Genomic DNA, 13,148 nt, shown 5'->3' on the forward strand with positions numbered 1-13,148 from the left:
GCTTCCTTGCCGGATACCTGCTTTCCGGCAGTCCGCAGCCGCAGCCTCGCCATTGGTGGCGCTGAACACGCCATATCCACCCATAAACCAGTCTTTTGCGCACCCGCCGATCCGTTTTTCGGCAGGGTGCGTAAATGCTTATGTCTTAGAAAAACCAATTTTTAATGCCAGCTATGGGAACATAAAAAACGAAGGGAGGACTACCATGGAAAACAAGAGGGCCAACTGCATTATCGAAGTCAGTGTCGACAGCGCCGATGGCCGCTATGCGGTCGGCATTATGAATATGCGCCAGGCACTCGATCTGCCGGAAATGCCTAGTCTGTCCTACACACATCCGGACCCAGTCAAGGCCGCCGCCGGTATCGTCGTCAGCCGCAAGGAACTGGCCGGCTTCATGGTCTGCCGCTGAGGCAGCGCCACCCTAACAAAGCCGCGACGGCGCTTTATCCAAAGCGCTGAGCCCTTTTTGCAGCGCCTGTTATTCCCCTCGTTTTTTATTCACGCTGCTGGCATCCTTCTGTCGTTCATGCCAAGAAAACGGCATCAAAAGCAGGATAAGGATGGCAGATGAGGGAGCGGCGCCCACCGCACAAGACGCGTGAACGGACAAAGCCCGCCGATAACGCCGCGGCCAAACGGGTCACCCTTCCCCGTGCCCTTTCCAAGCTCGGTTATTGCTCCCGCACGCAGGCCGAACGCCTGATCGCCGAAAATCGTGTTGCGGTTGACGGCCGAACCGTCAGCGATGCCTCCGCATGGGTCGATCTTGCCACGGCAAGCATCAGCATCGACGGCCTTGTCATCGCTGCCGAAGCGAAAATCTATCTGATGCTCAACAAGCCCCGCGGTCTCGTCACCACCCGCCACGATCCGGAAGGCAGGCCGACGGTCTATGATTGCCTCAGGGATTTCGACATCCCGCATCTCTCTCCGGTCGGCCGGCTCGACAAGGCGAGCGAGGGCCTGCTGCTTTTCACCAACGACACCGAATTCGCCCAGATCCTGCTCGATCCGGTCACGCATGTGACGAAGACCTATCATGTCCAGATCGACCGCATCATGGACGACGAGGACATTGCCGCGATGACAGCGGGCATCCGCCACGACGGCGAGCTGCTGACGGCGACCGCCGCGCGGCGCCTGCGCCAGGGCGACAGGAATTCATGGATCGAGGTCGAGCTCGACGAGGGCCGCAACCGCCAGATCCGCCGCATGCTGGAGGCGCTCGGAACCGAATGCCTGCGCCTCGTGCGCGTCGCAATCGGCGGGCTCGAACTCGGCGAATTGCCGAAAGGCGCCGTGCGTGCGCTGACCGAACCGGAATTGCAGGCACTGCGCCGGAAAACCGGCATGGAAAGGACGAGACGCAATTGACCGCTGTGACGGAGATGGCGCCGCATGATTTCTGGCAGGAGCTTCACCCGCCCGGCACCTTTGCCGGCAATGGTGAATTCACCTCCTTCTATGTCGCCACGCTCGAAGACGGCCGCCAGCTTCGCCTGCCGATCCGTGAGCTGGCGGATGGCGACCGCGCCCTCGCCTCGCTGATCGTCAACCAGGCGAGCTTCGCCGTGCTCGATGCGCTCGCCGAAAGCCTCGCCGAAAAGATCAGGCCCATGCGCATCGACGTCGTCGCCGGCCTGCCGACGCTCGGCCTGACGCTGGCCGCCGCCGTGGCGCAGAAGCTCGGCCATGGCCGCTATGTTCCGCTCGGCACCTCGCGCAAATTCTGGTATCGCGACGAGCTCTCCGTCGCCCTGTCTTCGATCACCACGCCGACACAGCAGAAACGCCTCTATATCGATCCGCGCATGCTGCCGCTGCTTCAGGGACGGCGTGTCGCCCTCATCGATGACGTCATTTCCAGCGGCGCCTCGATCGTTGCCGGCCTCCATCTGCTGATGGCCTGCGGCATCGAACCCGTCGTCATCGGTGCGGCCATGCTGCAATCGGAGCGCTGGCGCGAAAGCCTCGCAGCCGCCGGGCCGCAATGGAGCGCGCGCACCGTCGGCGTCTTCGCAACCCCCATTCTGGAGCGGAACGCGGCGGGCCGGTGGCAGGCACCACCAGCCTGACGCGAGATATGAGGATTGTTCAATCTTTGCCTGAAGGCGCCTCTGTACAGCGCATGAGGAACGATTACAGTCCCGCCTGATCGATGAAACAACGGATCTGCCCATGTCGTTCGAGCAAGCATCCCTGCTGATCCTTCTGCTGGCGATGCTCATTCTCTTCTCGCTCAATCGCATCCGCATCGAAGTCGTCTCGATCGCCGGCCTGCTTGGCGGTTATGCGCTCGGCCTTTATCCCGCCGATCAGATCTTCACGGGCTTCGCCAGTCCCGTCGTCATCACCGTCGTCGAGATCCTGCTGATCGTCCAGGTGCTGGCGCGCGCCAAGCTCTTCGACAGTCTCGCTGCCCGTTTCGCGGCAGCAAGACCCAGGGACTTCACCGTCATCGCCTGCACGTCCGCGCTTGCCGGCTTCATGTCGATCTTCATGAACAATATCGGCGCCTTTGCGATCACCTTACCGGTCGCGCTACGTCTCGGCACGGTCCTGACGATCCCCCGCCGCCAGCTCGTCATGCCGGTCTCGTTCGCGGCCCTGCTCGGCGGCCTCGTTTCGCTGATCGGCACGCCGGCCAACCTGCTCGTCAGCGATGCGCTCGCCAAGGCGACCGGAACCGGCTTTCACTTCTTCGATTTCGCCTATGTCGGCCTGCCGATCGCCATCGCCGGCATTCTGCTCATCGCCTTTCGCGTGCAGCGCCTGTTTCCGGAACCCGACGAAACACCGGTAAAAATCTCTCCGGCCGCGCGCCGCATCGTCGTCGAGCGTCGCATCCCTGACGTCTCGCCGCTGATCGGTGTGCGACTTTCCGATTGCCCGGTGCGTTTCGGCATCAAGCCGCATGCGCTGATCCGCGGCGACAGTTTCGTCTTCGGTCCGCTCGACCAGTCGGTGATCGAACCCGGCGACGTGCTGCTTGCCGAAGGCGCCGATGCGGTCTTTGCCGGCCTTGCCGCCACGCAGGCGCTGATCGCCGATGCCCATCCGCATGGCCTGCAGCCGGATTTCACCCGTGTCGAAGCCGTCGTGATGCCGGAGAGCACGTTGGTCGGTTCGCGCGTCGGCTCGCTCGAAGTCTTCCACCATCGCGGCATCGCGGTCGCCGCCCTTTCCATGCGCGCGCTACGCATCGAGGGCCGCTTCCTCGACCTGCAATTGTCGATCGGCGATATATTGACGCTGGAGGGGCCGCGCATTGCAATCGGCGAAGCGTTAGAGGAAAGCGAGTGCCTGCCGCTCGCCTCGACAGCACCGAGCGAACCGGCGCCGCTCCTATCCTGGCGGCCCTTCGCGCTCTTTGCCTGCGGCGTCGCCGCCTCGGCGTCCGGCCTGCGTCCCGACGTCGCTTTTGCCGGCGTCGTGCTCGTGCTCGCTCTGCTCAATCACCTCAACATCCGTCAGGCGATGGCCGATCTCAACTGGCCGATCATCATCATGCTGGCGGCGATGATCCCGATCGGCCAAGCGGTGGCGACCACCGGAGCGGCCGAAACCATTGCCGGCTGGCTCAGCCTCGTCGTGCCGATCACCCATCCGCTCTTCGGCATCGCCCTCATCCTTTTCCTGGCCATGGCATTGACGCCTTTTGTCAACAACGCGACGGTCGCAATCGTCCTGACCCCGATCGCACTGGAATTCGCAAGAGCCGGCAGGCATGCGCCGGACGCCTATCTGATCGCGGTCGCCGCCGGTGCGTCGCTCGATTTCCTGACGCCCTTCGGCCATCACAACAACACGCTGGCAATGGGCATCGGCGGTTACCGCTTCGGCGATTTCCTGCGCGCCGGCTGGCCGCTTGCCGTCGCAAGTTACGGCCTCGCCCTGCTTCTTACCGGTCTGTTCTGGCTGTGATGCGATACCCGATCGGCTTGACTTCCCCAGCAATGAAACTAGAGCAGGAAGTCTTCACCCAATAATTAAGGACAGTCGAGCGCCGTGCGAATTCTCTCCGAAGCCCATTTCCCGGAATTGCCGAACTATTATCGCGGCAAGGTGCGCGAGAATTACGATCTTCCGGACGGACGACGCATTATTATCAGCACCGACCGGCTGAGCGCTTTCGACCGCATCCTCACCTGCATCCCCTATAAGGGCGAGGTGCTGACGCAGACGGCGCGCTACTGGTTCGAGGCGACGAAGGACATCTGCCCGAACCACGTTCTCGACTATCCCGACCCGAATGTCGTCATCGGCAAGCGGCTCGACATCCTGCCGGTCGAGATCGTCGTGCGCGGTTATCTCGCCGGCACCACCGGCACCTCGATCCTGACGCTTTATAAAAAGGGCGAACGCGAGATGTACGGCATGCGTCTGCCCGACGGTATGCGCGACAACCAGATCCTGCCGGAACCCGTCATCACGCCGACCAGCAAGGAATTCGACGGCGGCCACGATGAACCGCTGACACCCACCGAAATCGTCACGCGTGGCCTTCTCACCAATGAACAATGGCAGACGCTGTCGACATATGCGCTCGCCCTCTTTGCCCGTGGCCAGGAGATGGCGGCGAACAACGGGCTGATCCTGGTCGATACCAAATACGAGTTCGGCACCGATGGTGACGGCAACATTATCCTCGCCGACGAGATCCACACGCCGGACAGCAGCCGCTACTGGCTTGCCGAAAGCTATCCGGCAAGCTTTGTCGCCGGAAAACGCCCGGAGAGTTTCGACAAGGATTTCGTCCGCGCCTGGGTGGCGGAGCGCTGCGATCCCTATAAGGACGAGATCCCGGAAATCCCCGCCGAACTGATCGAGCAGACATCGGCCGTCTACATCAAGGCCTACGAGGCGATCACCGGTGAGCGCTTCGTTCCCGACGATAGCGGCGAGACGCCGCTTGCCCGTGTCCGAACCAACCTCACCCGCTATTTTCCCTGAAAAGGCGAACGCGAGGGCCGCCAAGCTGTTCACCGGCTTGCGGCGTTTCGCCCAATCGCGCTAGAGCGCCGAGCGTCCAACAGGACGCGCTAAGGACGCTCTATCACTTTGAATTGGCGCATAATCCTTTCCGAAAATCGATTCCGATTTTCGGGGTTATGCGCTAGCATCGAAAAAAAGGGGTATCGGGCTCAGCCCGGCGGGGAACAGATGGTAAGAAGGCCAAGACGCAAGGCCGAGGAAACGCGGGAAGACATTCTCTCCATGGCGGAGATGCTGTTTCGCGAGCGCGGCTTCGTTGCGGTGTCGATCGCCGATATCGCCGGTGCGCTCCACATGTCGCCCGCCAATGTCTTCAAGCATTTCCGTTCCAAGGTGGCGCTCGTCGATGCGATCGCAGGACGCCATCTCGACGATGCTGCCGAGCGCTTCGCCGCCTTCGATGAGAAGCTGCCGCCGAAGGAACAACTGCTCCGCTTCATCCTGCGCCTGCTGGAAAGCCACCTGCAGGACATCCAGAAGAACCCTTATATCTTCGAAATGGTGCTTTCGACGATCGAAGCCAAACTCGAGGCCGGCAATCGTTATCGCGCCCGCATCGAGGCAAAGCTCGGCGAGATCATCCGCGAAGGCATGGCGGAGGGAAGTTATCATTGCCGCGATCCCGAAAGCGCGGCGCATACGGTGGCAGATGTCCTGGCCTGCGTGCTGCACCCTGTCCTGATCGCTCGCGACGACAAGGAGACGCTCGTGCACCGCGCCGAAAAAATCGTGTGTTTCGTCCATGCCGCACTGCAAAATAGCGCTTGCTAAGTGATGATTGCTGAATTACGTCACTTCGTAAAGCTTTTCTTAAATTCGGATAACGGCATTTGAAGCCAACCCAATCCTGATGCTTATAAAAGCCTGCGCTCGATCAAGCCGAGCCCGTGGGCCGAGCTCGTGGATTGAACGGCGATTGCCACCGCACAGGAATTCAGCATGATACGGCGTGCCCTCCTCATCTCCTCGGCCCTGGCATTCGCAGCCCTTCTCGCCGCCTGCAGCGACAGTGGCTCCAAGCCCGCCGGCAATGCGGGTGCAGGCGCGGCGCAGCAGGCTGCCCCCGTCGGCGTCATCGCGCTGACGAAGGGCACCTTCCCGATCACCACGATCCTGCCCGGCCGCGCCGAGACCTTTCAGACCGCCGATATTCGGCCGCAGGTGAGCGGCCTGATCCGCGAGATCGCCTTTAAGGAAGGCGGCGAAATCAAGAAGGGCGATCTTCTCTACCAGATCGAGGATGCTCCCTATATCGCTGCCGTCGAGCAGGCCAAGGCGGCGATTTCCAAGGCGCAGGCGAGCGTGCCGAGCGCTGAAAGCAATCTCGACCGCTACCAGCGCCTCGTCGGCAGCGGCGCCACCCAGATCGAATTCGAAACGGCCAAGACGACGCTGCTCCAGGCCAAGGCCGAAGTCGAGTCGGCGAAGGCCGCGCTGTCCGCTGCACAGATCGACCTCGACCACACCAGGATCGTCGCCCCTTTCGATGGCATCATCGACCAGACGGCCGTTAATGTCGGCAATGTCGTCTCTGCCAACCAGACGACGGCGCTGACGACGATCCGCCAGCTCGATCCGATCTACATCTCGCTGACGGAATCGAGCACCAACCTCTTGAAGCTGCGCGATGCGATGGCCGCCGGCGACATCAAGGGTGAAGCCAATGTCGTCTTCCATCTGATCCTCGAAAACGGCAAGGAATACAACCAGCAGGGCAAGCTCGACATGTCGAAGCAGGTGGTCAGTGAGACCACAGGCACCTTCATCATCCGCGTGCTCTTTCCCAATCCCGACCGTATCGTGCTGCCCGGTATGTATGTCCGCGCAACCGTCGAGCTCGGCGCCGAGGCCGGTTATGCGCTGCCGCAGCTGGCGACGAGCCGTGACGCCAACGGCCGGCTGACGGCACAATTCGTTTCCGCCGACGGCAAGGTCGAAACCCGCGCCTTCGAGAACAGCTCGCCCTCCAACAATTCCTGGCTCGTGACCGAAGGCATCAAGGACGGCGATCAGCTGATCGTCAGCGGCCTGCAATCGATCACTTCAGGCATGCCGGTGAAGCCGGTCCCGATGAAGATCAACGACACCGGCGTGGTCATGCCTGCCGAGCAGCCCGCGGCCGGTGACGCGCAGAAGCCGGCAGCGAAGTAATCGCTGCAGGCCCGCATCGTCACCGTCTCAGCCGCACAGGAATAACCGATGGCCAAGTTTTTCATCCGACGTCCGATTTTCGCTTGGGTCATTGCGATCACCATCATGCTCGCCGGCCTGCTGGCGATTTTCACGCTGTCGATCTCGCAATATCCCGACATCGCCCCGACGACGGTTCGCATCAACGCCACCTATCGCGGCGCCAGCGCCGAGACTGTCGAGAAATCGGTGACGACGATCATCGAGGACGGCATGACCGGCCTCGACGACCTCACCTACATGACCTCGACCTCATCGACGGGTTCGGCCAGCATCCAGCTCACCTTCGGAACGAGCGCCGACCCCGATATCGCCCAGGTGCAGGTGCAGAACAAGCTGCAGCTGGTTCAGTCGCAGCTTCCAAGCGACGTCATCGATGCCGGCATCAGCGTCACCCGCTCGACCTCGAGCATCCTTCTCGTCGGCTCGCTCGTTTCGACCGACGGCAAGCGCAATTCTGTCGACCTCGGCAATATCATGTCGACCTCGATCGAGGATCAGATCCAGCGCCTGGAAGGCGTCGGCAGCATCAATGTCTTCGGTTCAGGATACGCCATGCGCGTCTGGCTCGATCCGTTCAAGCTGCTGAAATACCAGTTGACGCCGAGCGACGTGACGTCAGCCATCCAGGCGCAGAACACCCAGGTCTCCGTCGGTTCGCTCGGTGCCCAGCCGACGATCCCCGGCCAGCAGATCAACGTCACCATCACCGCCCAAAGCCAGCTGACCACCGTCGCCGATTTCGAGCACATCATCCTGAAGGTCGAAAAGGACGGCGCGACGGTGCGCTTGAGCGACGTCTCGCGCATCGAGATCGGGCAGGAAAGCTACGGCGGCAGTTCGCGCTACAACGGCCAGCCGTCGACCGGTTTCGCCGTCAATCTTGCAATTGGCGCCAACGCCATCGATACCGCCGCCCGTGTGCGCTCCGCGCTCGAGGTTATCGGCCGCGGCCTGCCGGCAGGTGTCGAGATCACCTATCCCTACGACACCACGCCCTTCGTGGAACTGTCGATCGAGAAGGTCGTGCACACGCTGATCGAGGCGATCGTGCTCGTCTTCGTGGTGCTGCTCGTCTTCCTGCAGAATCTCCGGGCGACGCTGATCCCGACGATTGCGGTTCCCGTGGTGCTGCTCGGCACCTTCGGGGTGCTGGCGGTCACCGGCTATTCGATCAATACCTTGACGATGTTCGCCATGGTGCTGGCGATCGGCCTTCTCGTCGACGATGCCATCGTCGTCGTCGAAAACGTCGAACGCATCATGTCCGAAGAAAAGCTTTCGCCGCTCGAGGCAACGGAAAAATCGATGGGCGAGATCACCGGCGCCATCGTCGGCATCGCGCTCGTCCTCACCGCCGTCTTCATTCCGATGGCCTTCTTCGGCGGTTCGACCGGCATCATCTATCGCCAGTTCTCGATCACCATCGTCTCGGCCATGCTGCTGTCGGCGCTCGTCGCCCTCGTGCTGACGCCCGCACTTTGCGCCACGATGCTGAAGCCGGTCGGCGAACACAGGAAGCACCGCGTCGGCGACTGGTTCAACCGCAACTTCACGCGCTCGACCAACGGCTATATCACCACCATCGGCTATCTGCTGAAGCGTCCGATCCGCGTCATGCTGGTCTTCCTTCTGGTCGGCGCCGGCTGCGCCTATCTCTTCACCCGCCTGCCGAGCTCCTTCCTGCCGCAGGAAGACCAGGGCGTGCTGCTGACCATCGTCACCACGCCGCCGGGCTCGACCACGCAGCAGACCCAGGCAGTCGTCGAAAAGGTCGAGAAATACTATCGTGAAAACGAGAAGGACGCCGTCGATTCCGTGTTCGGCGCGCTCGGCTTCGGCTTCAGCGGTTCCGGCCAGAACAGCGCCATCGTCTTCACCAAACTCAAGGATTTCTCGCTGCGCACCGATCCGACGCTGAGCGCCCAGTCAGTCGTCAACCGTGCGCTTGGCAATTTCTTTGCGATCCGCGAGGCGCAGGTCTTCGCGTTGCTGCCGCCGGCGATCCAGGGTCTCGGGGTGTCGAGCGGCTTCTCCATGTATCTCGTCGACACCGGCGGCCACGGCAATGACGCCCTGACGGCCGCCTCCAAGCGGCTGATCCAGATGGGCAATAGCTCAGGCAAGATCGTGGCGCTGCGCAGCAGCAACAAGGAAGTCGAGCCGCAGATGCGCATCGTGCTCGATCAGGAAAAGATTGGCGCCATGGGCGTCGACATCGCCTCGGTCAATTCGATGCTGTCGATCATCTTCACCGGCCGTGACGTCAACGACTTCACGCTGAACGGCGAGATCAAGCCGGTCTACGTCGAGGGCGATGCGCCCTTCCGCATGCAGCCGAGCGACCTCAACCACTGGTACGCCCGCAACAATGACGGCGAAATGGTGCCCTTCTCCGCCTTTACCCGCACGGAATGGGTGAAGGGCGCGCCCTCGCTTGCCCGCTTCAACGCCGTCAGCGCCATTCCGCTCGACGGCGCTTCCGCACCCGGGGTTTCTTCCGGCGATGCGATGAACGAAATGGAAGCACTGACCAATCAGCTCGGCGGCGGTTATACGGTCGCCTGGCAGGGCATCTCCTATCAGGAGCGGCTGTCCGGTTCGCAGGCGCCGATGCTCTACGCGATCTCGGTACTGGTCGTCTTCCTCTGCCTGGCAGCGCTTTACGAAAGCTGGTCGATCCCCTTCTCGGTGATCATGGCGGTGCCTGTCGGCATCCTCGGGGCGCTGACGGCGGCAACCCTCTTCGGCCAGGCGAACGACGTCTATTTCAAGGTCGGCTTGCTGACCACTATCGGGCTGGCGGCGAAGAACGCCATCCTGATCGTCGAATTCGCCAAGGACCGCATGGAAAGCGGCATGGGGCTCTACGAGGCGACATTGGAAGCGGCGAGATTGCGCCTGCGGCCGATCATTATGACCTCGCTTGCCTTCATTCTCGGCGTCGTGCCGCTGGCGATCGCGACAGGCGCGGGCTCGGCGGCACAGAATGCCATCGGCATCGGCGTTCTCGGCGGCATGCTGGCGGCGACAATGCTCGGAATTTTCTTCGTGCCGTCGTTTTTCGTCGTCATCCGACGCATCTTTGCCACACGCGGCAAAAATGCGGCAGGACTGTGATATAAATGCACTGTGATAATGCTGTTGCCGTTGCTACATTGCGCCCGACTGCTTCGGAATGGTGTTTTTGGTAGAACGAGGCGCGGCGGCCGATAGTGAAGCATGAAGCTTTGGACAAGAATTGACTTGCTCGAGTACAGGATGAAATGAATGGTATCTCTTCGTTTTGCCACACCGGCATTATTGTTATTGTTGTCGGGCTGCGTTGTGGGCCCGGATCATGTTCCTCCTGAGATGCCGCTGCCCGCCAAATTCGGAGAGGGTGGAACCAAGAGTGATGGCGATGTTACCACCGTAGCCTGGTGGAGCGCCTTCAGAGACCGCAAGCTGGACGGCCTCGTCCAGTCCGGCCTCGACCAGAACCTGTCAGTCCAGCAGGCGATCGAACGCATCAATGCGGCTTCCGCCAACGTCACCGTCGCAGGAGCCGGCGCCCTGCCGAACCTGACCGTCGGCGCCTCGCACACGGTCAGCGGCCAGAAGGGCGAGCTGCGCACGCAGTTCGACACGCGCAACACCAGCGGCGGCGAAGCACAGCTGACCTGGCTGCTCGATATTTTCGGCCTCTACAAGCGCAACACCGAGAGCGCTCTCGCTTCGCTCGATTCTGCTTACGCATCGGCAGACGTTGCCAAGCTGACCCTCGTGCAGGACCTCGTCTCCAGCTATATCGACGTTCGTTATTATCAGCAGCGCCTGGCGCTTTCGAAGGCCAACCTGAAGTCCCGTCAGGAAACCTACGAACTGACCAAGTTCCAGCTGGAAGCCGGCGCCGCCTCGCGGCTCGACGTCGTTCAGGCCGAGGGCCTGGTGCAGTCGACGCTCGCCGAAATTCCCGGCCTCGAAACCAACATCCGCATTTCGGCCCATCACATCGCCACGCTGCTCGGCCTGCCGGCTGCAACCCTTGTCGATGATCTGCTGAAGGGCTATGGCCAGCCGGTATTCCGCGGCGGCATCACCTCCGGCATCCCGGCCGACCTGATCCGCAACCGTCCCGACATCCGTGTGGCGGAACGCGACCTCGCAGCTGCAACGGCCCAGATCGGCGTCGCCCAGGCGCAGCTCTATCCGAGCATCTCGCTCAGCGGCTCGATCTCGCCGGCCTACATCAACCAGCGTGGCATCCACGGCGGCCTGACGCCCTGGTCCTTCGGCCCCACCCTCAACCTGCCGATCTTCGATGGCGGTACCCTGCGCGCCGGCGTCAAGACGGCGCAGTCCAATGCCGCAGCGGCCTATCTCAACTGGAAGTCGACGGTACTGACCGCGATCGAACAGGTCGAGAATGCACTTTCGGCTGTCCGGCGCGACGCCCGCACGGTTTCGGCGCTTCAAGCCCAGGTGAAGACCACACAGGAAACGCTCGAACTTTCGACCGCATCCTACAAGGACGGCGCTTCTTCGCTGCTCGACGTTCTAGACGCCCAGCGCCAGGTTTCGCTCGCCCAGGCAAGCCTTGCCGCAGCCGTCCAGCAGATGGCCAAGGACTACGTGTCGCTGAACATCGCAGTCGGCGGCGGCTTCGCCCCCGGCGGCAAGACCACCGCACCGGCGGTGAAGGTTGTGGCTGTCAAGGGCTGACAACTTCTTCAATCGATCTGAAAGTACAAGGCCTCGCGATTGTCTCGCGGGGCTTTTTCTTATCCGCCGCGTGCCGTAGCCGAATAACTGCGGATAAGATGAATTCGGATTCGACAGGCGGGATAAGCTGAGCTATCACTTTGATTAAACGATTAATCAAGGTGATCGTCAATCATGGCAGCACCGCGCCCGGGACCGAACCTCAGCAGGATAGCAACGTCGCTCGGCGTCTCCGTCGCCACCGTCTCCAATGCGCTTTCCGGCAAGGGCCGGGTTTCCGGCCAACTGGTTGAAAGAATCCGCGAGCATGCAGCCGAGCTCGGTTACGTCCCGAGCCAGGCCGGGCGGGCGCTGCGGACCGGCCGCAGCGGCGTTCTCGGCCTGGTGCTGCCCGATATCGCCAATCCGCTGTTCCCGAAGATTGCGCAGGCGATCGAATTCGCTGCCTCCGCCGCAGGTTACGGCGTGCTGATCGCCGATTCCCGCGGTGATGTCGCCGCCCAGACCGAGGCTATCAACCGGCTGGTCGAGCGCGGCGTCGATGGCATGGTCGTCATTCCCCGCCGCGCCACCCGCATTTCGTCCGCCGCCTGTCCGGTCGCCGTCATCGACACTCCCTCGACGCCCGGCAACACCGTTGCCGCCGACCATTGGCAGGGCGGCCATGAAATCGCCGGCCATCTCGCAGGCCTCGGCCATCGCCGTATCCTCATCATCGGCAACAATCAGGAATCCAACGTCCAGAACGACCGTGCCGGCGGCATTCGCTCCGGCATGCGCCCGGGCATGCATTCGGAAACGCTGTGGATCGACAGGTTGGAGCAGGAGAACGGCAGCGGCTGCCCGCTCGGCCTCGCCGAAAAAGTCGGCCAAGGTTTCACCGCCTTCGCAGCCCTCTCCGACCTGCAGGCGCTGCGGGCGCTGACGGAGTTGCAGCAGGCGGGCATCAACATTCCCACTGACGTCAGTGTCGCCGGCTTCGATGACCTCATCTGGTCGCCTGTTGTTACGCCGTCGCTGACGACGGTCCGGATGGACATGGATAGAATTGCCGAAATTGCGGTGTCCGCGCTGGTGGATACCATAAGAACAAGCAGCATCCGGGAGGGCGTGCTCGTTACCGCGAAGATCGAACGCGTCGCCATGCAGCTAGTCGTCCGCCAATCATCCGGGCCTGCGAAACCGGCACAAAAGACTTCAGAGATGGAGAACATGTAAGATGAAAAAAGCTTTCATTGCCTGGGCAGCCCCCCTCC

The 13,148-nt window shown here is 62.0% G+C and carries 11 protein-coding genes (1 of these 11 only partly in view); all 11 read left to right on the forward strand.

Translation table 11 applies throughout. The features are described from left to right. On the forward strand, positions 1 to 65 hold the 3' end of the coding sequence (locus AC2444_RS17395; RefSeq protein WP_011653302.1) for a hypothetical protein. Its footprint begins 274 nt before the window's first position; 65 of the gene's 339 nt are visible here — the last part of the coding sequence; its start codon lies off the left edge, out of view; it ends in the stop codon at positions 63 to 65. Between the two features lie 140 nt (positions 66 to 205). Next, complete coding sequence (locus AC2444_RS17400) at positions 206 to 412, forward strand: hypothetical protein (protein WP_012758797.1); 207 nt, start codon at positions 206 to 208, stop codon at positions 410 to 412. Positions 413 to 570: 158 nt separating this feature from the next. Further along, the gene (locus AC2444_RS17405) at positions 571 to 1,377 is read left to right on the forward strand and encodes a pseudouridine synthase (RefSeq protein WP_012758798.1); all 807 of its coding nucleotides are present in this window, start codon (positions 571 to 573) and stop codon (positions 1,375 to 1,377) included. 14 nt (positions 1,378 to 1,391) lie between these two features. Then, positions 1,392 to 2,078: a phosphoribosyltransferase gene (locus AC2444_RS17410; RefSeq protein ID WP_041935689.1), complete on the forward strand. Its 687-nt coding sequence runs from the start codon at positions 1,392 to 1,394 to the stop codon at positions 2,076 to 2,078. A gap of 103 nt (positions 2,079 to 2,181) precedes the next feature. Further along, positions 2,182 to 3,927, forward strand: coding sequence for an SLC13 family permease (locus AC2444_RS17415; protein ID WP_012758800.1), 1,746 nt, complete (start codon positions 2,182 to 2,184; stop codon positions 3,925 to 3,927). A gap of 84 nt (positions 3,928 to 4,011) precedes the next feature. Beyond that, complete coding sequence (locus AC2444_RS17420; protein ID WP_012758801.1) at positions 4,012 to 4,956, forward strand: phosphoribosylaminoimidazolesuccinocarboxamide synthase; 945 nt, start codon at positions 4,012 to 4,014, stop codon at positions 4,954 to 4,956. Positions 4,957 to 5,166: 210 nt separating this feature from the next. Further along, complete coding sequence (locus tag AC2444_RS17425) at positions 5,167 to 5,769, forward strand: TetR/AcrR family transcriptional regulator (RefSeq protein WP_012758802.1); 603 nt, start codon at positions 5,167 to 5,169, stop codon at positions 5,767 to 5,769. Between the two features lie 168 nt (positions 5,770 to 5,937). Then, positions 5,938 to 7,149 (forward strand): efflux RND transporter periplasmic adaptor subunit, encoded by a 1,212-nt coding sequence (locus AC2444_RS17430; RefSeq protein WP_012758803.1) that lies wholly within the window; start codon positions 5,938 to 5,940, stop codon positions 7,147 to 7,149. Positions 7,150 to 7,197: 48 nt separating this feature from the next. Continuing rightward, entirely contained in the window at positions 7,198 to 10,308 is a 3,111-nt protein-coding gene (locus AC2444_RS17435; protein ID WP_012758804.1) for an efflux RND transporter permease subunit, read from the forward strand. 150 nt (positions 10,309 to 10,458) lie between these two features. Further along, positions 10,459 to 11,892, forward strand: a complete 1,434-nt coding sequence (locus tag AC2444_RS17440) for an efflux transporter outer membrane subunit (protein ID WP_012758805.1) — start codon at positions 10,459 to 10,461, stop codon at positions 11,890 to 11,892. Between the two features lie 174 nt (positions 11,893 to 12,066). Then, on the forward strand, positions 12,067 to 13,110 hold the full coding sequence (locus tag AC2444_RS17445) for a LacI family DNA-binding transcriptional regulator (RefSeq protein ID WP_012758806.1): 1,044 nt from the start codon (positions 12,067 to 12,069) through the stop codon (positions 13,108 to 13,110). Positions 13,111 to 13,148 lie beyond the last annotated feature (38 nt).

The organism is Rhizobium sp. WSM1328, assembly GCF_057653715.1.